The sequence below is a fragment of the Actinomyces timonensis genome, assembly GCF_040702965.1.
Lineage (GTDB): Bacteria > Actinomycetota > Actinomycetes > Actinomycetales > Actinomycetaceae > Actinomyces > Actinomyces timonensis_A.
In genome coordinates this window covers 739,401-762,850 of record NZ_CP159989.1, presented here as the reverse complement: position 1 = coordinate 762,850, position 23,450 = coordinate 739,401, and the positions used below count along the sequence as shown (strand labels likewise).

Here is a 23,450-nt window from a genome sequence, read left to right as displayed (position 1 = left end):
GTCACTTACCAGCCTTTCCGACCTTGCGGCGCACGTTCTCGCCGGCGTAGCGCACGCCCTTGCCCTTGTAGGGCTCCGGCGGGCGGATCTTGCGGATGTTCGCGGCGACCTCGCCGACCTGCTCCTTGGAGATGCCGGAGACGGCGAGCTTCAGGTTGCCGTCGACCTTGAAGGTGATGCCCTCGGGGGGCTCGACGACGACGGTGTGCGAGAAGCCGAGGAAGAGCTCGATGGCCGAGCCCTTGGCGGCGACGCGGTAACCGGTCCCGACGATCTCGAGGTTCTTGGTGTAACCCTCGGTGACGCCGATGACCATGTTGTTGATGAGCGTGCGGGACAGGCCGTGGAGCGAGCGCGAGCGGCGCTCGTCGTCGGGACGGGTCACGAGGATCGTGCCGTCTTCCTGCTTGGTCACGCTCAGGGGCGCGGAGATGACGCGGCTCAGGGTGCCCTTGGGGCCCTTGACCGTCACCTCGTTGCCGTTAATCGTGACGTCCACTCCGGCGGGAACCGGAACGGGGAGTCGTCCAATACGCGACATGGTGTTCCCTCCGTTCCTTTCTCTCACCAGACGTAGGCGAGGACTTCCCCGCCGACGCCCTTGTTCTCAGCCTGGCGGTCGGTCAGGAGGCCGGAGGAGGTGGACAGGATGGCCACCCCCAGGCCGCCGAGGACCTTGGGCAGGTTCGTGGACTTCGCGTAGACGCGCAGGCCGGGCTTGGAGATCCGCTTGAGGCCCTGGATGGCCCGCTGGCGGTTGGCTCCGTACTTGAGGCTCAGCGTGAGCGTCTTGCCGACCTCGGCGTCCGTGACCTCGTAGTCGGCGATGTAGCCCTCGGTCTTCAGCATCGCGGCGATGTTGACCTTGAGCTTGCTCGACGGCATCGAGACGGTGTCGTGGTAGGCGCTGTTTGCATTGCGCAGACGGGTCAGCATGTCTGCGATCGGGTCTGTCATAGTCATGAGTGGGCCTTGGCCCTTCCTCGTCGTGGTTTCCTCATCGGACCTGCGACGTAAGTTCTTACCAGCTGGACTTGCTCACGCCGGGGAGCTCGCCACCAAGGGCCATCTCCCGCAGGCAGATACGGCACAGGCCGAACTTGCGGTACACGGAGTGCGGGCGGCCGCAGCGCTGGCAGCGCGTGTAGGCGCGAACACCGAACTTCGGCTTCCGGTTCGCCTTCTGGATGAGAGCGGTCTTCGCCATGTCACTTCTCCTTGAAGGGGAAGCCGAGCCGCGTGAGCAGCGAGCGGGCCTCCTCATCGGTCTTGGCCGTGGTCACGATGGTGATGTCCATGCCACGGACGCGGTCGATCGAGTCCTGGTCGATCTCGTGGAACACAGCCTGCTCCGTGAGACCGAAGGTGTAGTTGCCATTGCCGTCGAACTGCTTGGGGCTCATCCCGCGGAAGTCGCGGATCCGAGGCAGCGAGATCGAGATGAGGCGGTCGAGGAACTCCCACATCCGGTCGCCGCGCAACGTGGCGTGCGCGCCGATCGGCTGGCCCTCGCGCAGCTTGAACTGCGCGATGGACTTGCGGGCCTTCGTGATCTGGGGCTTCTGGCCGGTGATGGCGGCGAGGTCGCGAACGGCGCCCTCGATCATCTTGGAGTCGTGGGCGGCCTCGCCCACACCCATGTTGACGACCACCTTGGAGACGCGGCCGATCTCCATGACGTTGGAGTGCTTGAACTCGTCGCGGAGGGCGGGGAGCACCTCCTCGGCGTACTTGGTCTTGAGACGGGGGGTGATCTTGTCGCTCATCAGAGGTCCTTCCCGCTCGCCTTGGCGTAGCGGACGCGAACGGTGCGCTTGCGGCCGTTGGGCCGCACGCCCTCCTCGACGCGGAAGCCGACGCGAGTGCGCTTCTTGGTCTGGGGGTCGATCGGCATCACGTTCGAGATGTGGATCGGGGCCTCGACGGTCTCGATGCCGCCGGTGCGGGCGCCCTGGGCGGACTGCCCGACCTTGACGTGCTTGGTGACGCGCTGGACGCCCTCGACGACGACGCGGTCGGTGGCCTTGATGACTTCCAGGACGCGGCCGGTCTTGCCCTTGTCCTTGCCCGCGATGACGATGACCTGGTCGCCCTTCTTGATGCGTGCCATATTCAGATCACCTCCATGGCGAGCGAGACGATGCGCATGAACTTCTTCTCGCGAAGCTCACGGCCGACGGGGCCGAAGATGCGCGTGCCGCGCGGCTCCCCGTCGGCGTTCTTGAGGATGACGGCCGCGTTCTCATCGAAGCGGATGTACGAGCCGTCCGGACGACGGCGCTCCTTGCGGGTGCGGACGACGACCGCCTTGACGACGTCGCCCTTCTTGACGCTGCCGCCCGGGACGGCGTCCTTGACGGTGGCGACGATCGTGTCGCCGATGCCCGCATAGCGCCGACCCGAGCCGCCGAGCACACGGATGCACAGGATCTCCTTGGCACCGGTGTTGTCGGCGACCTTCAGTCGCGACTCCTGCTGGATCATAGGGTGTTCTCCTTCGTCGAGCCGGTTCTCGGGTCCCCCCGAGCCTTGCCGAACGTTCTTGGTGCTCTTGCGCGCTGCTCCCCCGGCCCGGAGGCAGGAGGAGTCCACGAGGCGTGGGCCCCATCAGACACAGGCGCAGGAGCGCGGGGTCTCTGATGGGCGCGCCGAGGGCGCACGCAACTGTTCCAGCCTAGTGCAGCGCCGAGGCGCCGGATACCACAGGCCCCCTCCTGCCCCTGTGCCCTTCCTCACCGCCCTCCCCCTCCCACCGAGACCGGTCGAAATCACGAGCGAGACCGGTCGGTTTTCCACAGATTGCCCAGCCCTCTTTCATGAGCGAGCCCCAGCGGCGACGCTTGAGAGATGCACACCACCACTGACTCCGAGCGCACTCCCCCTCCCCACCTCGGCACACGGGGTTCCCAGCCGGATCGCGAGACCGGCGCGATCCACGCGATACGCCGCGGCACCGTGATCCGTGCCGACCCGGATGAGCCGCACTGGCGCACATGCTCCCGGGCGAGGGACGCGATCATCGAGTCCTGCGGCGCCGAGGGGCTCAACGGCGTCGTCTGCCAGGAGGCTGCTGCGCGCGTCCACGGGGCGAGGGCAATGTCCGAGACTCAGACGATCCACCTCGTGACCTCGTGGAAGCCCGGCGGTCTGCGACGTCGATCGGGCCCGCGCGACCCCGGCAGGGCCTCATCCCGCGACGCCTCGCGAGCCGAGCGCCGTCGCCTCCTCGCGGCCAGGCCGATCGTGCGCCACCACATGCCGCTGGATGAGCGCGATGTCGTCGACCTCGGCGGCCTGCGCGTCACCGGCCTGGAGCGGACGATCCTCGACTGCGCGCGCTTCCTGCAGCCCGATCGGGCCCTCGCCGTCGTCGATTCCCTCTTCGCCGTGGCAGTGGACGCGGGCGAGCGCCCGTGGCACCGCCGCCGCCGCCGGATCGATGCGGCGTGCGCGGAGCTGCGCCGTGGGCTCCTCGCGCGGTTGGAGGAGTGGGCAGGTCAGCGGGGCTACCGGCGCGCTCAGGCGGTTGTGCTCGCCGCGACCGCGATGAGCCAGTCGGTGTGGGAGTCCGAGGCCCGACGCCTGTGCCTGGCCTCGGGCATCACTGCCCCGCAGGCGCAGATGCCGGTGCGCGGGGCCGACGGCCGCGTGTACTTCGCGGATCTCGGGTGGCTGCCCATTCGTCTCCTCCTGGAGGTCGACGGCGAGGTGAAGCTCGCGGAGGATCCCGACGGCGAGCTGCGGCGCCGGGCGGCTCGGGAGGAGGCGATCCGCGACGCCGGGTTCGACGTGCTGCGCATGAGTCCCGGGGATCTGAGGGACTCCCGCGCGGCGGCGCGCCGCATCTGGGACACGCTGCCGCCGTCGGCGCGCGATGCTCTCCCGATCACGGCGCTGCTGACCACCCAGGAGCGCGCTTCCGGAGGCCTGCGACCCGTGTTCTGATGCGCGGCCTCCCGCCGAACCGGTCTCGTTCGTATTTTCGACCGGTCTCGTTCGTGATTTCGACCGGTCTCGCTCGTGGGGGTGGGGGTGGGGATGGGGGGGGGGAGGAACGACGGCGGCGCCGCGGCGGCCCGCTGGGTGCGGGCGCCGCGGCGCCGTGATGCTGTTGATCAGCGGAGGGTCACTTGGCCTTCTCGATGATCTCCACGAGGCGCCAGTGCTTGGTGGCGCTCAGGGGACGGGTCTCCATGATCGAGACGAGGTCGCCGACCGCGGCCGTGTTGTTCTCGTCGTGGGCCTTGACCTTCTTGGACCGACGGATGACCTTGCCGTACAGGGAGTGCTTGTAGCGCTCCTCCACGAGGACGACGATGGTCTTGTCCATCTTGTCGGAGACGACGTAGCCGCGGCGGACCTTGCGCTGGTTGCGCTCGGGGGCGGCCTCAGTACTGGTGGTCTGCTCGCTCACTTGGACTCCTGGCTGCTCGGAGCGGTACGGATGCCGAGCTCACGCTCGCGCACGATGGTGTAGATGCGGGCGATGTCGCGGCGCACGGCCTTGAGCCGGCCGTGGTCCTCGAGCTGGCCGGTCGCCGAGGCGAACCGGAGGTTGAACAGCTCTGCCTTCGCCTTGGTGAGCTCCTCGGCGAGGCGCTCGTTGTCCATGCCGTCGAGGTCGGCGGGGGTCAGCCCCTGGGATCCGATAGCCATCAGACGTCACCACCCTCACGAGTCACGAAACGGGTCTTCATCGGGAGCTTGTGCATCGCGCGGCGCATGGCCTCACGGGCGAGCTCCTCGGGGACGCCCCCGAGCTCGAACATGATGCGACCGGGCTTCACGTTGGCGATCCACCACTCCGGGGCGCCCTTACCGGAGCCCATGCGGGTCTCGGCGGGCTTCTTGGTCAGCGGGCGGTCCGGGAAGATGTTGATCCACACCTTGCCGCCACGCTTGATGTGGCGGGTCATGGCGATACGGGCCGCCTCGATCTGGCGGTTAGTGATGTAGGCGGGCTCGAGGGCCTGAATGCCGAAATCACCGAAGGCGAGCTGGTTGCCGCCCTTGGACATGCCCGAGCGGTGCGGGCGGTGCTGCTTGCGGAACTTGGTCCGGCGGGGGATGAGCACGGCTCAGGCCTCCGTTCCCTGCGTGGCGGCAGCGTTCTCGGTGGCCGGCGCCTGCTCGACCTGCTGCTCGCCGCCCTGACGCGCGCCGCGCTCGCCGCGTCGCGCACCGCGGCGGTCGCCTGAGCGCCCACCGCGGCCGCGCGGGGCGGACTCGGCCTGCTGGCGGGCGAACTCACGCTCGGTGAGGTCGCCCTTGTAGATCCACACCTTGACGCCGAGACGGCCGAAGGTGGTCTTGGCCTCGTAGAAGCCGTAGTCGATGTTCGCGCGCAGGGTGTGCAGCGGCACGCGGCCCTCGCGGTAGAACTCGGAGCGGCTCATCTCCGCGCCGCCGAGGCGGCCGGAGCACTGGACGCGGATGCCCTTGGCGCCGGCGCGGATGGCGGACTGCATCCCCTTGCGCATCGCGCGGCGGAAGGACACGCGGGAGGCGAGCTGCTCGGCGATGCCCTGGGCGACGAGCTGGGCGTCCAGGTCGGGGCTCTTGACCTCGAGGATGTTGAGCTGGACCTGCTTACCGGTCAGCTTCTCCAGCGAGCCGCGCAGGCGCTCGGCCTCGGCGCCGCGGCGCCCGATGACGATGCCCGGGCGGGCGGTGTGCAGGTCGACGCGGACGCGGTCGCGCGTGCGCTCGATGTCGACCTTGGAGATACCGGCCCGCTCCATGCCATCGGCCATGAGGCGGCGGATCTTGACGTCCTCCTCGACGAAGTCGCGGTAGCGCTGACCGGGCTTCGTCGAGTCCGCGAACCAGCGCGAGCGGTGGTCCGTGGTGATGCCCAGGCGGAACCCGGTCGGGTTGACCTTCTGCCCCATTACCGGGCTCCTTCCTTGCGTGCGATGTCGGCGCGCTCGCCGACGTAAACGGTGATGTGGCTGGTGCGCTTGAGGATCCGGCTCGCGCGGCCCTGGGCCCGCGGGCGGAACCGCTTGAGGGTCGGGCCCTCATCGGCGAACACCTCGGTGATGTACAGCTCGCTCTCGTCGAACCGCACTCCCGCGGCCTCGGCCTTGAACCGGGCGTTGGCGATCGCGGACTCGATGACCTTGCGCACCGGCACGGCAGCGGCCTGCGGGGCGAAACGGAGCACGTTGACAGCCTCGACGGCGCGCTTGCCGCGGACGACGTCCACGACGCGGCGAGCCTTCATCGGCGTGCAGCGCACGTACTTGGCCTGCGCCTTAGCTTCCATAGTTCTTCTTTGCCTCTCAACTCTCCGCGCGTCAGCGGCGCGACTTGCGGTCGTCCTTGACGTGCCCGCGGAAGGTGCGGGTCGGGGCGAACTCGCCGAGCTTGTGGCCCACCATGGACTCGGTGATGAAGACCGGGACGTGCTTCCGGCCGTCGTGGACGGCGAAAGTGTGTCCGAGGAAGTCCGGCGTGATGACCGAACGGCGGGACCAGGTCTTGATGACGTTCTTGGTGCCCTTCTCGTTCTGGGCGTCCACCTTCTTCTGGAGGTGGTCGTCGACGAAGGGGCCCTTCTTCAGACTGCGCGGCATATCAGGCTCCTATCAGCGCTTCTTGCCGGTCCGACGACGACGCACGATGAGGCGGTCGCTGGACTTGTTGGGACGACGGGTACGGCCCTCGGGCTTGCCCCACGGAGAGACGGGGTGGCGGCCACCGGAGGTCCGGCCCTCACCACCACCGTGCGGGTGATCCACCGGGTTCATGACGACGCCGCGGACGGTCGGGCGGACGCCCTTCCAGCGCATGCGGCCGGCCTTGCCCCAGTTGATGTTGGACTGCTCGGCGTTGCCGACCTCGCCGACCGTGGCGCGGCAGGCGACCTCGACCATCCGGATCTCACCGGAGGGCATGCGCAGCGTGGCGTACTTGCCCTCCTTGGCGACGAGCTGGACGGAGGTGCCGGCAGAGCGGGCGATCTTCGCGCCGCCACCGGGGCGCAGCTCGACGGCGTGCACGACGGTACCGGTGGGGATGTTGCGCAGCGCGAGGTTGTTGCCGGGCTTGATGTCCGCGTTCGGACCGGCCTCGACGACGTCGCCCTGACCGAGCTTGTTCGGGGCGATGATGTAGCGCTTCTCGCCGTCGAGGTAGTGCAGGAGGGCGATGCGCGCGGTCCGGTTGGGGTCGTACTCGATGTGAGCGACCTTGGCGGGCACGCCGTCCTTGTCGTGACGACGGAAGTCGATCACGCGGTAGGCCCGCTTGTGGCCACCTCCCTTGTGGCGGGTGGTGACGCGGCCGTTGTTGTTACGGCCACCGGTCTTGTGGAGCGGGCGAACGAGGGACTTCTCGGGCTCGCTGCGCGTGATCTCGACGAAGTCGGCCACGGAGGAGCCGCGGCGACCCGGCGTCGTCGGCTTGTACTTACGGATTCCCATGTCGATCCTTTACCTTCCGTGTCCGTGTCAGTTCGCCACGTCGCCGAAGATGTCGATGCTGCCTTCGCGCAGCGTGACGATCGCGCGCTTGGTGTCCTTGGACTTGCCGAGCCCGGTGCGGGTGCGGCGGGTCTTGCCCTTGCGGTTGGCCGTGTTCACCGAGTCGACCTTGACGTTGAAGATGGACTCGATGGCCATCTTGATCTCGGTCTTGTTGGAGCCCGGCGCGACGAGGAACGTGTACTGGCCACGGTCCATGCAGGTGTAGGACTTCTCGGAGACGACCGGCGCGATGATGATGTCGCGGGGGTTCTTGGACTTCTCGAGGCTCACTTGGACTCCTCCTCGCCCTTGCCCAGGAACGAGTCCAGGGCAGCGGAAGTGAAGACGACGTCGTCGTTGACCAGGACGTCGTAGGTGTTGAGCTGGTCGGCCCACAGGACGTGCGCCTCGGGGGCGTTGCGCAGGCTCAGGCGGCTCAGGTCGTCCTCGCGGGTGACGACGACGAGGGCCTTGCGGTCCGTCAGGTTGCGCAGGGCGCCGAGGGCCGACTTGGTGGAGGGCTTCTCGGTGGTGACGAACTCGGTGATGACGTGGACGCGGCCGTTGCGGGCGCGGTCCGACAGGGCCGAGCGGAGGGCGGCGGCCTTCATCTTCTTGGGCGTGCGCTGGGTGTAGTCGCGCGGCTGCGGGCCATGGACGGTGCCACCGCCGGCGAACTGGGGGGCGCGGGTGGAGCCCTGGCGGGCGCGGCCGGTGCCCTTCTGGCGGTAGGGCTTCTTGCCACCGCCGCGGACCATGCCGCGGGTCTTCGTGGCGTGGGTGCCCTGGCGGGCCGCGGCGAGCTGGGCCACGACGACCTGGTGCATGAGCGGGATGTTGAGGTCGACGTCGAAGATCTCCGCGGGGAAGCTCGGCGGTGCCCTTCTTGGCGCCCTTGGAGTCGACGATCGCGACGGTGAGGGTCTGCTTCTCAGCCATGGTCTCAGGCTCCCTTCACGGCCGTGCGGACGACGACGACCTGTCCCTTGGGGCCCGGGACGGCGCCGCCCACGAGAAGGTATCCCTTCTCGGCGTCGACGCCGCGGACCTTGAGGTTCTGGACGGTGGTGGTGGCGTGCCCCATGTGGCCGGCCATGCGCAGGCCCTTGAAGATGCGGCCGGGCGTGGCGCAGGCGCCGACGGAGCCGGGCTTGCGGTGGTTGCGGTGCGCACCGTGGGAGGCGGAGACGCCCTTGAAGCCGTGGCGCTTCATGACGCCCGCGAAGCCCTTGCCCTTGGAGGTGCCGGTGACGTCGACCAGCTGGCCGACCTCGAAGGTGTCCGCGCCGAGCTCCTGGCCCGGGGTGAACTCCGAGGCGATGGAGGTGCGCAGCTCGGCCACGTGGCGGCGGGGGGCGACCCCGGCCTTGGCGAAGTGGCCGGCGAGGGGCTTGGTGACCTTGCGCTCATCGATCTCGCCGAAGGCGAGCTGGACGGCCTCGTAGCCGTCGGTCTCGACGGTGCGGACCTGGGTCACGACGTTGGAGTCGACGCGCACGACCGTGACGGGGCGGAGGACTCCGTTCTCGTCCCAGATCTGCGTCATGCCGAGCTTGGTGCCGAGGAGCGCCTTGGCAGGCGCGGCGGCTGCCGGCTTGTTAAGCGTAGTCATGGCGATGGTCCTCAGAGCTTGATCTCGATGTTGACATCGGCCGGGAGGTCGAGGCGCATGAGCGAGTCAACGGCCTTCGGCGTCGGGTCGATGATGTCGATCAGCCGCTTGTGCGTGCGCATCTCGAAGTGCTCGCGGCTGTCCTTGTACTTGTGGGGCGACCGGATGACGCAGAACACGTTCTTCTCGGTCGGCAGCGGCACCGGGCCCACGACCGTCGCGCCAGCGCGGGTCACGACGTCGACGATCTTGCGCGCCGAGGAGTCGATGACCTCGTGGTCGTAGGACTTGAGCCGGATGCGGATCTTCTGTCCCGCCATGGCGCCTAACCTCTCTTACTTTCGGGCGACCGGTCCACGCGCTCGGGCGTGTCGCAAGCGCGACGCCCCACGAGGCTCTCTGGTGAGGGAGGGTGGGCCGGTCTGGACACACGGAAACTCGATCGACGATCGGCTCCGTCAGACTGGTTCCCGGAGCGACTCCGGGAGGTGACTGCCGGGACTGGTGGACGCGGCCGCGACGAGCGCGGCAGCGGGGCCAGGCCCGGCGGCTGACCTACGCTATCAGGGCGGGGTGCGGGCCGGTCAACCTGAGAGCGGGGCGAGGACTGTGAGACCGACCACCGGCCCACGCGCTCGGGCGTGTCGCGCCGGGCCGTGGCGTCGTCACCGGGTCGCGAGCTCATTGACGTGCTGGCTCGGCGCGATGGCGCCTGAGGCGGCGGAGCCGCTTGGGACCAGGGGCGCCCATCGGATCTCCTCGGGCGAGAGGGCCGACCAGCCCTCCTCCGGGCAGGGGGGCGCCCCGGCGCCGGGGTGCTCGGGCGTCACGGCGCTACGGAGCCAGACCGCGGCCTGGACCTCGATCTGCGAGGGCGTCGCCCCTGCGCTCTCATTGCCGCCTCCATGGCCATCGGCCGCGCCGCCGACGGCGCTGCCGGCGGCCGCCGTGATCGCGCTTATCCGGGGGCCGGTCCAGTAGCCCTCGTCGGCGGTGGTCCCGCCGCGCTCCGATGCGCCGTCCGCGTCCTTCGCGTCGGGGCGGGGGCCGTTGTCGTCGCCATCGCCCTTGGGGGCGGCGGCCTTGGGCGGGTAGCCGGTGCGCCAGAGGTAGAGGCCGACAGCGATGACGCCAGCGGTGATCCAGACCGTCCACCAGGGGAAGCCGGGGACCTCGGGCTTGGCGCCGGCCGCGGCGATGTCGTGGGCGGGGGTGGGGGTGATGCGCTCGGCGGTGACGAGGATGCGGTGGGTGTTGATGCCGAGGGGGGTGCAGGTGACGAGCGTGACGAGGTCGCGGTCGGGGTCGGCTCGCAGGGACTCGGTCTCCTCGGGGGCGACGACCTTGGTCTCGATCACCTGGTAGCTGAGGACCTCGCCGAAGACTTCGAGGGTGAAGGTGTCTCCGACTCCGACGTGGTTGAGGTTGGTGAACATGGTGGCGTTGGCGAGGCCGCGGTGGCCGGTGATGACGGAGCGCGTGCCCTTGCCGCCGACGGGCAGGGATGTGCCTTGGAGGTGGCCGAGGCCGGCGAGGAGGACCTCGTCGGAGGTGCCGTGGTAGATGGGGAGGTCGAGGTCGATGGCGGGGATGCGTAGGCGCCCCATGAGGCCGACGGCGTTGGCGGAGAGGATCTTGTTGTAGTCGAGGGTCTCGTCGGGGTGCTCGCCGGCGCCGGTGGGGATGTTGGTGTTGGCCTCGAGGACGGCTCCGGAGGAGAGGGCGTCGTTGTAGGCGTGGGCCTGGGCTAGCTGCTCCTCGGCGGCGGGCCTGGCGTTGTCGACTTGCTCCTCGTAGCTGGCGACGACCTTGGACTGGTTGTACTGGCTGATCCAGGAGGCGACGCCGGGGTAGGAGAGGAGCGCGAGTCCGGCCAGGGCGAGGACGGCGGGGATGAGGTTGATGACGCGGAGCCGCCAGCGGCGCGTGGATGGGCGCGTGGCGTCGGCGGGGGCGGCGCCCGGGGTGGCGGGCGCGCTGCCGGGGGTGATGGGCGCGCTGCCGGGGGCGTCCGCGCAGTCAGCGTGGTCGGGGCTGCCGGGGCCGTGGGTGTCGCTTGTGGCGTGCGCTGTGCCGTTGGTGCTGCTCATGGCGGCTCGGGCTCCTGGTGGGTGGGGGTGGCGCGGGGAGGGTGATCGGGGGCCGGTGGTCGGCCAGATGGAGGGCGGCTGGGGGCGCGGGATCGGGGCGTGGGCGCGACGCGCGGAGGTGGCGGGGAGGCTGGTGCCTCCCCGCCACCTCATGCGTGGTTGAGGGGCTGGTGCCGTCCGGCGTGGGGCGCGGTCACGCCCTCGCCGGAGTGGTCATCAGGCCTCGTTGACGTGGCGCTTGCGGGCTGCGAGCACGAAGCCGACCGCGATCGCCATGAGCGACAGGCCACCGACCGTCATGAGGACCTTGCCCGCCGCACCCGTGAGCGGCAGCTGGGGGACGGTGGTCTTGGTGTTGTCGACCGTCACCTGGTTGGCGGTGGTCGCATCGCCCGCCTTCACCTTGAGCGGGGTCAAAGCGGCATCGCCCGTCGGAAGAGTGAAGCCCGCGGGAGCCTTGACCTCCTTGAGCACGTAGCAGCGCGTGGTGTGGTCCACGGCCACCTGATCGACGCCAGGGGCCCCCACCTTCGAGTCGACGAACAGGCCGGCGATGTCGAACTTGCCCTGAGCATCGGTGGTGAAGACATCCTTGCCGCCCACCATGACCTTGGCCGACTCATCGACAGCCGTGCTCGGGTCGTTATCGGCGATCTCAGTGGTGCAGGTCCCCTCCCACGGCTTCTTCGCGTTGTAGATCTCGAAGGCCGCCCCCTCAAGCGCCTGCTTGCTCTGGCTGTCCTGCTTCAGCAGGGAGGCAGCGCCCCAGGCGGTGACAACCTTGTTGGAGGGCACGGGGGTGTCGCCACCAGGAGGAGTGGTCGGCGGGGTCAACGGAGGAGTGAGGCCCGGAATGGTGTCGACGTAGAGCTGCGCCTGGTTGTTAATGGCGCTAGAGACCGACTGCGTCTTCGCGGTGAAGGTGACTGAGATGACGCTTCCGGCCTTGTCCTTCAACTTCTCCAGGCCAGTCTGGGTGAAGGAGATGTTCGCCTCGTTGTTCGCCGCATTGACTGTCGCTTTGTACCATGTCGGATCAATCGCGACTCCATCGATGGTCACGGAGTTGGGCTTCACGGCAGGAGACGTGTAACTCGCGTCCATCGGGTCCGAGATGATGAAGTGCTTGAAGGAGGTGTTCGCGCCGATCTTCGGGACAGTCGCGGTCACGGGGAACTCAACCTGAGCCTCCCCGTTCAGGCCGTAGGAGACGACCTTGACGTCCTTCTTCGGAGCCTCGACCACCACGTTCTTCGGGTAGACGTGGACGTCGTAGACCCACTGGCCGTTAGCGTTCGCCGCAGCGCCGTTCTTGATGTTCTGCGCGGTGTTGGGGAAGGGAACGGTCACGACGAAGGGGGCGGCCTTCTCAGCGACGTTCGCAGGAGCCTCGGTCTCGCAGACGAGGTAAGCGCCAACCGCGAGACTGCCGATGCTGGCCTGACCCTGGTCATTTGTGGCACCAGACTCGGAAGACTGCGCCTGCTTCTTCACCTTCACACCGCCGAGATCCTCCACAGGTCTTCTGAAGTCAGGTCCACAGGCCTCGTTCGACACCACCAGATTGGACAGGGAGTCCCATGCGTCCTTGGTCTTGAGGTCGACATCCAGCGGATAAGCAGTGAACTTCACCCCCGCGACCGGCGCGCCCTTGGTACCGGTTTCCGTTCCGTCAGCGGTGCCCGGAGTAGCGTTATCAGCCTGGACGTGCTTGTGGATGACGATCGATCCAGTCTTGTCGAAGTCGATGTTTCCAGGCCCGGAGGGAGCGGCCAGGGCCGTGGCGCCGAGGCCGGACAGGCCCAGGCAGAGGATGCCGGCAACGCCGATCGTTCCTCGGGAGAAGCGTGTTGCACGCATGGGTGGCTTCCTTTCAGGATGTGCCCGGGGATGGGCCGGCGCCACGATTTGGGAGTACCGTGTGGGCTCTCTTGCGAGATGCCCGCGCGCCATGAATGTTGGAGACTTGCGGGAGGAGCCGACGAGCACTGCCCCTGGGATCAAGTATCCGTTCGATCAGCCCACCCCTTAACGGCGGACGAGCGCCGGCTCAGGACTGGGGCTATCAGGATGGAGCATATCCGCTCTCCTGCTCGGCAGAGGCCCAGGACGATTGCGATCCGATCTCTCATCGTCGTGCCAGCCCGCCTCATGGCCTCTCCTCCAACCGGCCACTGCGGCACGCGCGGCCCCCGGCGAACGGGCGAGCACGAGCCGGGCCCGACCCCGCACAAACCGTCTCACCCCCGGGATACCGTCTCACCCCGCACAAACCGCCTCACCTCACAGAAACCGTCTCGCCCCGCAGATACGGCCTCAAACTACGAGAATGAGGGCGCAAGGCCGGGCCGAGACGGTATCTGCGGGCCCAGGCGGTATCTGCGGGCCCAGGCGGTATCCCCGGGCCCAGGCCGCGAACCCGGCACCCCGGGGGCCAGCGAGGCCCTCGCCGTCGTCCTGGCGCCCTCTAGGCGCCCCCCCTCCAGGCGGGGCTCTCTAGCACTCCGCCCTCCAGGCGCTCCGAGCGCGCCGAGCCTCCGCGCACCCCGAGAGAATGGGCGCCACCCCGGAGAGAAAGCGGTTCCCCCGGCACTCACAGGGAGTGCCGGGGGAACCGGGTGCTCAAGAAGAGCGGCTGCTCACGCAGCGATCATCACTTGATGATCTTGGTGACGCGGCCGGAGCCGACGGTGCGGCCACCCTCACGGATGGCGAAGCCGAGGCCCTCCTCCATGGCGATGGGCTGGATGAGCTCGACGCTCATCTCCGTGGTGTCGCCGGGCATGACCATCTCAGTGCCCTCGGGCAGCGTGATGACGCCGGTGACGTCCGTGGTCCGGAAGTAGAACTGCGGACGGTAGTTCGAGTAGAACGGGTTGTGGCGGCCGCCCTCGTCCTTGGTCAGGATGTAGACGTGACCCTCGAACTGGGTGTGCGGCGTGATGGAGCCGGGCTTGCAGACGACCTGGCCGCGCTCGACGTCCTCGCGCTTGGTGCCGCGCAGGAGCAGGCCGCAGTTCTCGCCGGCCCAGGCCTCGTCCATCTGCTTGTGGAACATCTCGATACCGGTGACCGTGGTCTTCTGGGCCTCGCGGATACCGAGGATCTCGACCTCGGAGTTGATCGGCAGCTTGCCGCGCTCGACACGGCCGGTGACGACGGTGCCGCGACCGGTGATGGTGAAGACGTCCTCGATGGGCATGAGGAACGGCTTGTCCATGTCGCGCTCGGGAGTCGGGATGAAGGTGTCGACCTCGTCCATGAGCTCCTTGATCTTGGCGGCCCACTTGGCGTCGCCCTCAAGGGCCTTGAGCGCGGAGACGCGGACCACGGGGGCGTTGTCGCCGTCGTAGTCCTGGGAGGACAGCAGCTCGCGGACCTCCATCTCGACGAGGTCGAGGAGCTCCTCGTCCTCCACCATGTCGGCCTTGTTGAGGGCGACGAGGAGGGCGGGGACGCCGACCTGGCGGGCGAGCAGGACGTGCTCGCGGGTCTGGGCCATCGGGCCGTCGGTGGCGGCGACCACGAGGATCGCGCCATCCATCTGGGCGGCACCGGTGATCATGTTCTTGATGTAGTCGGCGTGGCCGGGGGCGTCGACGTGCGCGTAGTGGCGCTTGTCGGTCTGGTACTCGACGTGCGCGATGTTGATCGTGATGCCGCGCTGGCGCTCCTCGGGAGCCTTGTCGATCTCGTCGAAGGGGGTGAAGGGGTTGAGCTTCCGGGTACTCGTCGTGCAGAACCTTGGAGATCGCGGCGGTCAGCGTCGTCTTGCCGTGGTCGACGTGACCGATCGTTCCGATGTTGACGTGCGGCTTGGTCCGCTCGAACTTGGCCTTGGCCACTGGTGTCCTCCTGGGACTCGGGTAGTGCTCTTCGTCGGGATTCGACTAGCACATGCTAGCCGGTCCCCCTGCCAGAGCCACTACAGGATGGTTGTTGGAAATCTTACTGGAATGCGGGCTCGGGGCCGAACGGCCCGAGAAGTCCCGGGGACCGGGCCGGATCGATCCGGCCCCCGGGCTCATGAGGTCCCGCGCGGGACCGGCGGGCTCAGGCGCCCTTCGCCTTGGCGACGATCTCCTCCTGCACGTTGCGCGGGACCTCGGCGTAGGAGTCGAAGGTCATGGAGTAGACCGCGCGGCCCTGGGTCTTGGAGCGCAGGTCGCCAACGTAGCCGAACATCTCGCTCAGCGGCACGTTAGCGCGCACCACCTTCACGCCCACGGCGTCCTCCATCGACTGGATCATGCCGCGGCGGGAGTTGAGGTCGCCGATGACGTCGCCCATGTACTCCTCGGGAGTGCGGACCTCGACGGCCATGATGGGCTCGAGGATGACCGGGCTGGCCTTCTTCGCGCCCTCCTTGAAAGCCATGGAGCCAGCGATCTTGAAGGCCATCTCGGAGGAGTCGACCTCGTGGTAGGCGCCGTCGATGAGGGTGGCCTTGATGTCCACCATCGGGTAGCCCGCGAGGACGCCGGTGAGCATGGCGTCCTGGACGCCGGCGTCGACGCTGGGGATGTACTCGCGGGGCACGCGGCCACCGGTGACGGAGTTGACGAACTCGTAGTGGACCTTCTCCTCGCCCTCGGCGGCCTCCACGACCTCCAGGGGCTCGAAGGACATCTGCACCTTGGCGAACTGGCCCGAGCCACCCGTCTGCTTCTTGTGGGTGTACTCGACCTTGTCCACCTTCTTGCGGATGGTCTCGCGGTAGGCGACCATCGGGTTACCGACGTTCGCCTCCACCTTGAACTCACGGCGCATGCGGTCCACGAAGACGTCCAGGTGCAGCTCACCCATGCCGCCGATGACGGTCTGGCCGGTCTCTTCGTCCAGGCGGACGGTGAAGGTCGGGTCCTCCTCGGAGAAGCTTCTGGATGGCCACGCCCAGCTTCTCCTGGTCGCCCTTGGTCTTGGGCTCGATGGCCACGTGGATCACCGGGTCCGGGAAGGTCATGGACTCCAGGATGATCGGGGCGCTCTGCGACGAGAGGGTGTCACCGGTGGTGACGTCCTTGAGGCCGATGAACGCGTAGATGTGGCCCGCGGAGGCCACCTCCACCGGGTTCTCCTTGTTGGAGTGCATCTGGAAGAGCTTGCCGATGCGCTCCTTCTTGCCCTTGGTGGCGTTGAGCACCTGCTCGCCCTGGGCGACCTTGCCGGAGTAGACGCGGACGTACACGAGTTTGCCGTAGAAGGGGTGCGTGGCGACCTTGAAGGCCAGGGCGGAGAACTCGGCCTTGGCGTCAGCCGCACGAGTGTCGGACTCGTCCTCGTTACCGGGCTTGTGGCCCTCGACCGCCGGGACGTCCAGCGGGGAGGGGAGGTAGTCCAGCACGGCGTCGAGAACGGGCTGGATGCCCTTGTTCTTGAAGGCCGAGCCGGCCAGGACCGGGAAGGCCTTGCCGGCGATGGTCAGCTTGCGGATGCCGGACTTGAGCTCGGCGACGCTGAGCTCCTCGCCCTCCAGGTACTTCTCCATGAGGGCGTCGTCGGCCTCGGCGACCGTCTCGACGAGCTCGGCGCGCAGCTCCTCGGCCTTGGACACGAGGTCGGCGGGGATCTCCTCGTACTCGACGACGGAGCCACGGGTCTCCTTGCCATCGGCGTCCTTCTCGGGGAAGCGGATGGCCCGCATCTCCAGGACGTCCACGAGGCCGGAGAACTCGCTCTCGGCACCGATGGGGAAGTTGATGACGATCGGGGTGGCGTGGAGGCGGTCCCGGATGGTCTGGACGGAGAAGTCGAAGTTCGCGCCCAGCTTGTCCATCTTGTTGATGTAGCACACGCGCGGGACGTTGTACTTGTCCGCCTGGCGCCACACCGTCTCGGACTGGGGCTCCACGCCCTCCTTGCCGTCGAAGACCGCGACGGCGCCGTCGAGCACGCGCAGGGAGCGCTCGACCTCGACCGTGAAGTCCACGTGGCCGGGGGTGTCGATGATGTTGATCTGGTTCTTCTTCCAGAAGCAGGTGGTGGCGGCGGAGGTGATGGTGATGCCGCGCTCCTGCTCCTGCTCCATCCAGTCCATCGTCGAGGCGCCGTCGTGGGTCTCGCCGATCTTGTAGTTGATACCCGTGTAGAAGAGGATGCGCTCCGTCACGGTCGTCTTGCCGGCATCGATGTGGGCCATGATGCCGATGTTGCGGACCTTGGTGAGGTCGGTCAGCACGTCGAGTGCCACGTGTGGTGTCCTTCGTTCGAGAGATCTGTGGATTCGCGTCGGCCGGGGCGGGCCCGGTGGCCCGCGAGCGGGCTCATGCGGGACCGGCTCCCGCGAGCGGCGGGCGGGCGCCGTCGGGCCCGCCCCGGCCGACGATGGGCTTTACCAGCGGTAGTGCGCGAAGGCCTTGTTGGACTCGGCCATGCGGTGCATGTCCTCGCGGCGCTTGACCGCGGCGCCGAGGCCGTTGGAGGCGTCGAGGATCTCGTTCATGAGGCGCTCGGTCATGGTGTTCTCGCGGCGCTGCCGGGAGAAATCGACCAGCCAGCGCAGGGCCAGGGTGGTGGCGCGGTTGGGGCGGACCTCGACCGGGACCTGGTAGGTCGCGCCGCCGACGCGGCGGGAGCGGACCTCGAGAGCCGGGCGGATGTTGTCCAGCGCGCGCTTGAGCACGGAGACCGGGTCCTGGTCCGTCTTGGCGCGGACGCCCTCGAGGGCGCCGTAGACGATGCGCTCCGCCGTCGACTTCTTGCCGTCGAGGAGGACGCGGTTGACGAGCTGGGTGACGACCGGGGAGCCGTAGACAGGGTCGACGACGAGCGGGCGCTTCGGGGCGGGGCCCTTACGAGGCATTACTTCTTCTCCTTCTTGGCGCCGTACTTGGAGCGTGCCTGCTGGCGGTTCTTGACACCCTGGGTGTCGAGCGCGCCGCGCACGATGTGGTAGCGGACACCGGGAAGGTCCTTCACACGACCACCGCGGACGAGCACGATCGAGTGCTCCTGGAGGTTGTGCCCCTCGCCGGGGATGTAGGCCGTGACCTCGATGCCGGAGGAGAGGCGCACACGGGCGACCTTCCGGAGGGCGGAGTTCGGCTTCTTGGGGGTCGTGGTGTACACGCGGGTGCACACGCCACGACGCTGCGGGCTGGCCTTCAGCGCGGGCGTCTTGGACGCGGAGCGCTTGGTCGAGCGGCCCTTGCGGACCAACTGCTGAATCGTAGGCACTACGGATTCTCCATCTTGAGTGCATGCTGACAGTGCTGCTGCCCTCACCGGCCCCGCCCCCGGTCCGCGACGACGCGCACCGCCAACTGGCGAGGCCGGCCCGCCCGGGGCACGGCCCTCGGACGCCCGGAGCCCTCCGGCCACTGGGGCACGGGGAGGACCCGTCGGTTCCCGCCGCGGCAGACCCGCGTGGCGAGGGGAAGGGCGCGATTCGCGCCATGCCCGCCCGCTGGGAACGGAAATGGAGATCGGAGCCCGCATGCGGGCACCGGGGGACACAGTACCCGGGCGGCGCCAGCCGGGCCAGGCCCGCGGCTCCCGCCGGCGCATGATCCTCGCCACGCCTCCCCGCGCCCCTCACGACCGAGACCGGTCGATATCACGACCGAGACCGGTCGCGCACGCACAGCCCGACCGGATCGGAGCGCGCCCCGCCACTCCCCTGGACGACGGACCGGTCTCGTTCCTGTTTTCGACCGGTCTCGTTCCTGTTTTCGACCGGTCTCGCTCTTGTTTTCGACCGGTCTCGCTCCTTCAGGCCTCGACGAGGACCGAGACGCCGTCGCCCAGGTCGATGACGTCGCCCGTGCGCAGCAGCGCCCGCTGGTGCTGGGTGAGGCGGCGCGGGGGCTCCGAGGGCCGCATGAGAATCGTTCCGTTCGTGGATCCCAGGTCCTCGACGCTCAGGTCCCAGTCATCCAGCCTCACCGCGCAGTGCGACTTGGAGATCGCCTTCGAGGGGCTGATGACCGCCATGAGGCGCGGCTGCGGCTCGCCCTCCGGGGCGTCCGACTTGGGAACGCGCCCGATGATGATGTCCCCGTCGATAGGCAGGGCGGTGCCGTCTGAGGCGTGCAGCGTGCCGAGCACGGGCCGGTTGACGTGCCCGGTGCGGCTGGTCAGCGCCCCGCCGCACACCCGGCAGTGCGGGGCGTGGATCGGGCTCGGGTGACCCTCGGCGCAGAACGCGGCGAGAACCTTGACGGCGTTCTCCGGGACGACGGGCTCGTCCTCGCGCGCGGCGGCGGGCCCGCCCTCGCCCGACAGCCCCGCCGCGGGCATGCTGGTGAGCGTCTGCCCGTCATGCGACCAGGCCTCCGCGGCCTTCTCGCCGACGGCCCCGCCAGCCTGGGCGGGGATCGGCAGGACCGGCGTGGGCTCCGCGGCGGCGGCGATCTCGGCCTCCGCATAGGCCTCAAGCCTCTTCGCGGCACGAGTGAGCGCGGACAGGTCGTTGACGGCGGGGACGTCGCCGGCGGTGATGGGCTCGACGGCGGCGATCGGCTCTGCGGCGTCGGAGCGAGCCCGCCCGGCGGCAGCGGCCGCCTCGTCATCGGCACCGGGTCGGCGCTCAGCCTGCCACCGGCTGATGACGGCGTCCTCGGGCGCGCCGGTGGCGGAGAGCACCGGGGACTTCGCGGAGGAAGCATCCGTCGGGGCGAGCCGCGGGTCCGCGGGCTTCTCGGCGCCCGCGCCATCACCGGCGCCGGGCTCAGCGGCGGCGTCCTTGTCCCGGATGGGTCCCGTGGCGGCAGCCCGGGAGGGGAACCCCACGATCGCGTCGATCTCGGCGAGGTCGGCCTGCGAGGGATCACCGGCGGCGGCCTGGACGGCGGCGCGGCGGCCGCCGCGGCCGCGGCCCTGAGCGGCCTCGGCCGTGGGGTCAGCGGCGCCCGTCTCGGCGGCGGAGGAGGAATCAGAGTCGTCAGTGGTACCAGCGGAGCCCGCTGGTCCAGCCTCCTCGTCGTCGGAGGACGGCGCCTCCGGCCTCGACGACTTCCGAGAGCCCTCGGCCAGCGAGCCCAGGGCGACGGAGGATGCCGCGACAACGCCGGAGGCCACCGGCAGCGGAGCGGTGTCCGTGGAACCGGAGTCGGTGAGCTCCAGGCCGATGCCGCGCACGCCCCGCAGGCGGACCTCCTCCCAGGCGAGCACCTCGGGGGCGGAGATCGTCCGCATGCCCTCGTCAGTGTCGACGATGAGCTTGAGACTGCCGCGCACGGCCGCGGTCAGCTCGCCATCCTCCAGGACGGCGACGACGAACTCGGGCAGGTCGAAGACGCTCCCGCCGTGGGTGTCCATGAGCCCGTGAAGGAGGTCGATGAGGGGGGCGCCATCGAGCATCGAGGCCCAGAGCCGGGGGACGTCCTCGACGGAGGCCTGACCACCGGGGGCGGCGGCGACGGCGGCGAGGCCGCGGTCGCAGATGGCGGTGCGGGTCGATCCAGGGATATGGAGGGCGGCGGCATGGCCAGGGATGCTCTGCGCGTGCCTCATGAGGGGTTCTCCTTGTTGCTGTGCTGCTCCCGCGCTCGGGGCAGTGTGTCGTGCTTCGTCGACGGGATCGTCGAGCTGTCCACGTCCGTCGCCGCGTCCGGCGCAGCGGGCGGAGCGTGGGTAACGTCAATGACGATAACCGTCGCATTGTCTCTGCCACCAGCCCCCAGGGCAGTGGCGATCAGCGCATCCGCCGTCTCCTGGGGCCCCTGGCCTCGGTGAATGACCTCCGCGAGGGAATCGTCATCTATCTCACCACTGATGCCGTCAGTGCACACGATGAGTCGGTCGCCGGCCCGCGCGGGGATGAGGACGTGGTCGGCGAGGGCCACGGGGCCGATCCCCGCGCCCAGCGCGCGAGTGATGACGTGGCGGCGCGGGGAGGCCCGCGCCTCTCGCTCGGTGAGCTGGCCGGAGGACATGAGCTCCTGGACCTCCGAGTGATCCACCGTGATCTGCTCGACGCCGTCGGGCGTCATCCGATAGGTCCGAGAATCCCCGATGTTGAGCACTTGCAGACAGGGGCGCCCATCGATCCTCGTGACGACGACACCGCTCAGGGTGCAGCCAGGAAGGCCCATGAGGGGGTCGCGGCCAGCACCGAGGGCGTCGACGTCGCGCGCGGCGCGCCCCAGGCACTCCGCGAGGGCGTCGCCGGTGATCTCAGGGGCGCCGACGCACGGGGCGAAGGCGGCCAGGGCCGTCCGGGAGGCCACGTCCCCGGCCTCATGACCGCCCATCCCGTCCGCGACGAGGAAGACGGGACGGGCGGCGAGGTAGGAGTCCTCGTTGTGGCCGCGGGTGAGGCCGGTATCGGTGGCGGCGCCATGCTCCAGGAGGATCTCGTCGGAGCCCGCCCCCGACTCGCCTGCTCGCGACATCTCAGGCTTCCACTCGCGCCGCGCGCTCGCCCAGCCGGATCATGGCGCCGACGGGCAAGGGGACCATCATGCCGGGCAGCACCTGGGTCGCGGCCCCGTTGGGCTCCACGACGACCGTCCCGTTGGTGGACTGGAGGTCCTGGATGACGAGGCGGCCGCCGTCGTGGGTGATGACGGCGTGCGTCTTGGAGATGGAGAAGGCGGGGTCGTCCACGGGCACCGGCTGGGCATGCGCCCAGGGCCCCGCGGCCACGGGGGCGCGGCCGATGAGGGAGGGCCCTGCGAGCGGCACCACCTGGCCGGTGTCGAGGGCGAGGCGGAGCGCGGGAGCGCCGATCCCTGCCTGCTGGGCGGAGGAGCGGTCGAAGACGACGGTGGCTGCGGCGCCGGCTACCTGGGCCTCGTAGGCGCCGGGGCTCGGGGCCTGGGGCGCTGGGACGCCGGGGCTCGGGGCCTGGAACGGCGCCGTTCCAGCGGGCTCGCCCCCCTGGGCGGGCACGCCGTGCTGGGCCTGTGGGAACGACGACTGGTAGGGGGCCGGCTGCTGGAAGGGCTGCGCGGGCTCCACCGCGCCGGGCGCCTGGTGGGCCTGGCCGGGGGCCTGGTAAGGCTGCTGGGGGGCCTGCGGGAACCGCTGGCCGGTCTGATAGGCCTGCGCGAGCTGGTCCGCCGGGGCGTATCCCTGCTGGAGGGGCTGGGCGGTCTCGGGGGCGGCGGGGGCCTGGGCCCACCCGCCGGGCTGCCAAGGGCCTGAGGCGGGCACGCCCTCGGGGCCGGTCTGGGGGGCCTGCGGCTGGGCGGACTGGAGAGCGGAGAGCCAGCCGGAGGGGGCCGGGCCAGCGGGAGCCGCCCCCTGGGACTCGGGAGAGGGCCACTGGCTCGGCGTCCCGGCGCCGGAGGAGGCCACCGGGGCCGACGGCGCCTGGGGGGCCGAAGCGGCGTGAGGGGCCGCGTGGGCCTGGGGGGCCGAGGCGGCGTGAGCGCCCCGGGGACCGCCGGAGGAGTCGTCGAGATGGCCCTGGGAGCCCTCGAAGGCGGCGCGGGCCGAGCGCTGATCGATGTAGGCGGTCTGCGCCTGGAGGGGGGCGAGCATCTCGGCCGCGTCGGGCGCCGGCGCGAGGGCCGGCCCCGGCTCGGTGGCGGAGGGGAGCGGGACCGCGTCGGGCGCCGGGGCGGGGGCGACCCGCCAATCGGCCTGGCCCATGGCCTGGTCGTCCTGCTGCCAGGGGGCCTGGTGGGCCTGGGCCCCGAGGCCGGGGCCCTCAGCGCGCGGGGCCCCGTCGGGGCGGAGCCGGGGGTCGCCAGTCGAGGGCTCGGCGCCAGCGGCGCCGCCCATCGGGGAGCCCCCCATCATGGCCAGGGGCGATCCAGCCTCGTCGTAGGCGGGGGCCACCGCGATGGGCTCCTGGCCCCAGGGCAGGGAGGAGCTCTTGGCGTCGGCGACGTAGATGTCGGTGACCCGGTCGAACCAGAAGCGGTTGTACTCGTCGCGGGTGAAGAGGTAGACGATGATCGTCCCCACGTTGGCCGTGAGCGCGCCGATGAGCAGCTGGACGATCCTCTTGAGCAGGCCCTGCCGCCCGGGGTAGTCGGGGTAGGACCAGCGGACCCAGGTCACGCCGGCGATGCGCATGCCGGGCGTGGCCCCCGTCCTCATCAGCGCGATGAGCCAGCACCTGATGAGCGCCCACAGGACGACGATCCCGCCGACCGCGCCCCCGATCGCCGCCCCGGTCGCGTCGGCTGCCATGCCGCCGGCCCCGACGGCCACGCCCACGACGAGGCCAAGCAGTCCCAGGAGGATGCTGTCGAGCAGCAGGGCGATGAATCTCGCTGACAGCCGCGCTGGCGGCGCGCTTGCGAGATGCGGCGGGAGCAGCCTGGTACCGCTGGTGCTGGAGAGGGTCATAGTCACGTCCATCCTGATCAGCGCCGCCCGGCCAGT

Annotated in this window: 24 protein-coding genes and 3 pseudogenes; 1 reads left to right on the top strand and 26 read right to left on the bottom strand. The window is 69.6% G+C overall.

What is annotated here, in order from left to right:
* Nucleotide 1: 1 nt before the first annotated feature.
* From rplF to rplN, 6 genes are read right to left on the bottom strand one after another with little or no spacing between them, the layout of a single operon-like run.
* Nucleotides 2-541, bottom strand: a complete 540-nt coding sequence (rplF, locus tag ABXS69_RS03315) for a 50S ribosomal protein L6 (protein ID WP_366181161.1) — start codon at nt 539-541, stop codon at nt 2-4.
* Between the two features lie 23 nt (nt 542-564).
* Complete coding sequence (rpsH, locus tag ABXS69_RS03310; RefSeq protein WP_017177307.1) at nt 565-963, bottom strand: 30S ribosomal protein S8; 399 nt, start codon at nt 961-963, stop codon at nt 565-567.
* 58 nt (nt 964-1,021) lie between these two features.
* Nucleotides 1,022-1,207 (bottom strand): type Z 30S ribosomal protein S14, encoded by a 186-nt coding sequence (locus ABXS69_RS03305; protein WP_017177308.1) that lies wholly within the window; start codon nt 1,205-1,207, stop codon nt 1,022-1,024.
* Nucleotide 1,208: 1 nt separating this feature from the next.
* Nucleotides 1,209-1,766 (bottom strand): 50S ribosomal protein L5, encoded by a 558-nt coding sequence (rplE, locus tag ABXS69_RS03300; RefSeq protein WP_366181160.1) that lies wholly within the window; start codon nt 1,764-1,766, stop codon nt 1,209-1,211.
* Nucleotides 1,766-2,110, bottom strand: a complete 345-nt coding sequence (gene rplX / locus ABXS69_RS03295) for a 50S ribosomal protein L24 (RefSeq protein WP_080461935.1) — start codon at nt 2,108-2,110, stop codon at nt 1,766-1,768. The genes rplE and rplX overlap by 1 nt, the downstream gene beginning before the upstream one ends.
* A gap of 2 nt (nt 2,111-2,112) precedes the next feature.
* Nucleotides 2,113-2,484, bottom strand: a complete 372-nt coding sequence (gene rplN, locus ABXS69_RS03290) for a 50S ribosomal protein L14 (RefSeq protein ID WP_366181159.1) — start codon at nt 2,482-2,484, stop codon at nt 2,113-2,115.
* A gap of 363 nt (nt 2,485-2,847) precedes the next feature.
* Here rplN and ABXS69_RS03285 point away from each other — a divergent pair, with 363 nt between their 5' ends.
* Nucleotides 2,848-3,945: a hypothetical protein gene (locus tag ABXS69_RS03285; RefSeq protein WP_366181158.1), complete on the top strand. Its 1,098-nt coding sequence runs from the start codon at nt 2,848-2,850 to the stop codon at nt 3,943-3,945.
* 181 nt (nt 3,946-4,126) lie between these two features.
* Here the strand turns inward: ABXS69_RS03285 and rpsQ are convergent, their stop codons facing one another.
* From rpsQ to ABXS69_RS03185, 20 genes and pseudogenes are all read right to left on the bottom strand, one after another.
* Nucleotides 4,127-4,414 (bottom strand): 30S ribosomal protein S17, encoded by a 288-nt coding sequence (rpsQ, locus tag ABXS69_RS03280; RefSeq protein WP_017177313.1) that lies wholly within the window; start codon nt 4,412-4,414, stop codon nt 4,127-4,129.
* Nucleotides 4,411-4,656 (bottom strand): 50S ribosomal protein L29, encoded by a 246-nt coding sequence (rpmC, locus tag ABXS69_RS03275; protein WP_017177314.1) that lies wholly within the window; start codon nt 4,654-4,656, stop codon nt 4,411-4,413. Before rpmC ends, rpsQ begins: the two co-directional genes overlap by 4 nt.
* Entirely contained in the window at nt 4,656-5,075 is a 420-nt protein-coding gene (gene rplP, locus ABXS69_RS03270) for a 50S ribosomal protein L16 (protein WP_017177315.1), read from the bottom strand. Before rplP ends, rpmC begins: the two co-directional genes overlap by 1 nt.
* A gap of 3 nt (nt 5,076-5,078) precedes the next feature.
* Nucleotides 5,079-5,891: a 30S ribosomal protein S3 gene (rpsC, locus tag ABXS69_RS03265; RefSeq protein WP_017177316.1), complete on the bottom strand. Its 813-nt coding sequence runs from the start codon at nt 5,889-5,891 to the stop codon at nt 5,079-5,081.
* A complete protein-coding gene (rplV, locus tag ABXS69_RS03260; RefSeq protein WP_366181157.1) occupies nt 5,891-6,268 on the bottom strand; it encodes a 50S ribosomal protein L22 in 378 nt (125 codons plus the stop codon). Before rplV ends, rpsC begins: the two co-directional genes overlap by 1 nt.
* 31 nt (nt 6,269-6,299) lie before the next feature.
* On the bottom strand, nt 6,300-6,578 hold the full coding sequence (gene rpsS / locus ABXS69_RS03255) for a 30S ribosomal protein S19 (RefSeq protein WP_009748893.1): 279 nt from the start codon (nt 6,576-6,578) through the stop codon (nt 6,300-6,302).
* A 12-nt stretch (nt 6,579-6,590) separates the two neighbouring features.
* Nucleotides 6,591-7,427 carry a 50S ribosomal protein L2 gene (gene rplB / locus ABXS69_RS03250; protein ID WP_366181156.1) on the bottom strand — a complete coding sequence of 279 codons (837 nt, stop codon included), beginning with the start codon at nt 7,425-7,427 and terminating at the stop codon, nt 6,591-6,593.
* Between the two features lie 27 nt (nt 7,428-7,454).
* On the bottom strand, nt 7,455-7,760 hold the full coding sequence (rplW, locus tag ABXS69_RS03245; protein ID WP_366181155.1) for a 50S ribosomal protein L23: 306 nt from the start codon (nt 7,758-7,760) through the stop codon (nt 7,455-7,457).
* A pseudogene (gene rplD / locus ABXS69_RS03240) lies at nt 7,757-8,408 on the bottom strand (50S ribosomal protein L4). Before rplD ends, rplW begins: the two are co-directional and overlap by 4 nt.
* A 4-nt stretch (nt 8,409-8,412) precedes the next feature.
* Nucleotides 8,413-9,081, bottom strand: a complete 669-nt coding sequence (gene rplC / locus ABXS69_RS03235) for a 50S ribosomal protein L3 (protein WP_366181154.1) — start codon at nt 9,079-9,081, stop codon at nt 8,413-8,415.
* Between the two features lie 11 nt (nt 9,082-9,092).
* Nucleotides 9,093-9,401: a 30S ribosomal protein S10 gene (gene rpsJ / locus ABXS69_RS03230; protein ID WP_005987219.1), complete on the bottom strand. Its 309-nt coding sequence runs from the start codon at nt 9,399-9,401 to the stop codon at nt 9,093-9,095.
* 345 nt (nt 9,402-9,746) lie between these two features.
* Nucleotides 9,747-11,171 carry a class C sortase gene (locus ABXS69_RS03225; RefSeq protein ID WP_366181153.1) on the bottom strand — a complete coding sequence of 475 codons (1,425 nt, stop codon included), beginning with the start codon at nt 11,169-11,171 and terminating at the stop codon, nt 9,747-9,749.
* A 216-nt stretch (nt 11,172-11,387) separates the two neighbouring features.
* Entirely contained in the window at nt 11,388-13,031 is a 1,644-nt protein-coding gene (locus ABXS69_RS03220; RefSeq protein WP_366181152.1) for a SpaH/EbpB family LPXTG-anchored major pilin, read from the bottom strand.
* Nucleotides 13,032-13,824: 793 nt separating this feature from the next.
* Nucleotides 13,825-15,016, bottom strand: a pseudogene (gene tuf, locus ABXS69_RS03215) (elongation factor Tu).
* A 208-nt stretch (nt 15,017-15,224) separates the two neighbouring features.
* Nucleotides 15,225-17,361 (bottom strand): annotated as a pseudogene (fusA, locus tag ABXS69_RS03210) (elongation factor G).
* A gap of 141 nt (nt 17,362-17,502) precedes the next feature.
* Complete coding sequence (rpsG, locus tag ABXS69_RS03205; RefSeq protein ID WP_006548368.1) at nt 17,503-17,973, bottom strand: 30S ribosomal protein S7; 471 nt, start codon at nt 17,971-17,973, stop codon at nt 17,503-17,505.
* Entirely contained in the window at nt 17,973-18,347 is a 375-nt protein-coding gene (gene rpsL, locus ABXS69_RS03200) for a 30S ribosomal protein S12 (protein WP_017177329.1), read from the bottom strand. The genes rpsG and rpsL overlap by 1 nt, the downstream gene beginning before the upstream one ends.
* Before the next feature lie 534 nt (nt 18,348-18,881).
* Nucleotides 18,882-20,624, bottom strand: coding sequence for an FHA domain-containing protein (locus ABXS69_RS03195; protein ID WP_366181151.1), 1,743 nt, complete (start codon nt 20,622-20,624; stop codon nt 18,882-18,884).
* Entirely contained in the window at nt 20,621-21,505 is an 885-nt protein-coding gene (locus tag ABXS69_RS03190; protein WP_366181150.1) for a protein phosphatase 2C domain-containing protein, read from the bottom strand. The genes ABXS69_RS03195 and ABXS69_RS03190 overlap by 4 nt, the downstream gene beginning before the upstream one ends.
* 1 nt (nt 21,506) lies before the next feature.
* A complete protein-coding gene (locus ABXS69_RS03185; protein ID WP_366181149.1) occupies nt 21,507-23,414 on the bottom strand; it encodes an FHA domain-containing protein in 1,908 nt (635 codons plus the stop codon).
* Between the last annotated feature and the right edge of the window lie 36 nt (nt 23,415-23,450).

What these genes read in the sequence shown, in the direction of transcription:
- rplF (WP_366181161.1), bottom strand. Translation starts at nt 541, where the DNA reads ATGTCGCGTATTGGACGACTCCCCGTTCCGGTTCCCGCCGGAGTGGAC.
- rpsH (WP_017177307.1), bottom strand. Translation starts at nt 963, where the DNA reads ATGACTATGACAGACCCGATCGCAGACATGCTGACCCGTCTGCGCAAT.
- ABXS69_RS03305 (WP_017177308.1), bottom strand. Translation starts at nt 1,207, where the DNA reads ATGGCGAAGACCGCTCTCATCCAGAAGGCGAACCGGAAGCCGAAGTTC.
- rplE (WP_366181160.1), bottom strand. Translation starts at nt 1,766, where the DNA reads ATGAGCGACAAGATCACCCCCCGTCTCAAGACCAAGTACGCCGAGGAG.
- rplX (WP_080461935.1), bottom strand. Translation starts at nt 2,110, where the DNA reads ATGGCACGCATCAAGAAGGGCGACCAGGTCATCGTCATCGCGGGCAAG.
- rplN (WP_366181159.1), bottom strand. Translation starts at nt 2,484, where the DNA reads ATGATCCAGCAGGAGTCGCGACTGAAGGTCGCCGACAACACCGGTGCC.
- ABXS69_RS03285 (WP_366181158.1), top strand. Translation starts at nt 2,848, where the DNA reads ATGCACACCACCACTGACTCCGAGCGCACTCCCCCTCCCCACCTCGGC.
- rpmC (WP_017177314.1), bottom strand. Translation starts at nt 4,656, where the DNA reads ATGGCTATCGGATCCCAGGGGCTGACCCCCGCCGACCTCGACGGCATG.
- rpsC (WP_017177316.1), bottom strand. Translation starts at nt 5,891, where the DNA reads ATGGGGCAGAAGGTCAACCCGACCGGGTTCCGCCTGGGCATCACCACG.
- rplV (WP_366181157.1), bottom strand. Translation starts at nt 6,268, where the DNA reads ATGGAAGCTAAGGCGCAGGCCAAGTACGTGCGCTGCACGCCGATGAAG.
- rpsS (WP_009748893.1), bottom strand. Translation starts at nt 6,578, where the DNA reads ATGCCGCGCAGTCTGAAGAAGGGCCCCTTCGTCGACGACCACCTCCAG.
- rplB (WP_366181156.1), bottom strand. Translation starts at nt 7,427, where the DNA reads ATGGGAATCCGTAAGTACAAGCCGACGACGCCGGGTCGCCGCGGCTCC.
- rplC (WP_366181154.1), bottom strand. Translation starts at nt 9,081, where the DNA reads ATGACTACGCTTAACAAGCCGGCAGCCGCCGCGCCTGCCAAGGCGCTC.
- rpsJ (WP_005987219.1), bottom strand. Translation starts at nt 9,401, where the DNA reads ATGGCGGGACAGAAGATCCGCATCCGGCTCAAGTCCTACGACCACGAG.
- ABXS69_RS03225 (WP_366181153.1), bottom strand. Translation starts at nt 11,171, where the DNA reads ATGAGCAGCACCAACGGCACAGCGCACGCCACAAGCGACACCCACGGC.
- ABXS69_RS03220 (WP_366181152.1), bottom strand. Translation starts at nt 13,031, where the DNA reads ATGCGTGCAACACGCTTCTCCCGAGGAACGATCGGCGTTGCCGGCATC.
- rpsG (WP_006548368.1), bottom strand. Translation starts at nt 17,973, where the DNA reads ATGCCTCGTAAGGGCCCCGCCCCGAAGCGCCCGCTCGTCGTCGACCCT.
- ABXS69_RS03195 (WP_366181151.1), bottom strand. Translation starts at nt 20,624, where the DNA reads ATGAGGCACGCGCAGAGCATCCCTGGCCATGCCGCCGCCCTCCATATC.
- ABXS69_RS03190 (WP_366181150.1), bottom strand. Translation starts at nt 21,505, where the DNA reads ATGTCGCGAGCAGGCGAGTCGGGGGCGGGCTCCGACGAGATCCTCCTG.
- ABXS69_RS03185 (WP_366181149.1), bottom strand. Translation starts at nt 23,414, where the DNA reads ATGACCCTCTCCAGCACCAGCGGTACCAGGCTGCTCCCGCCGCATCTC.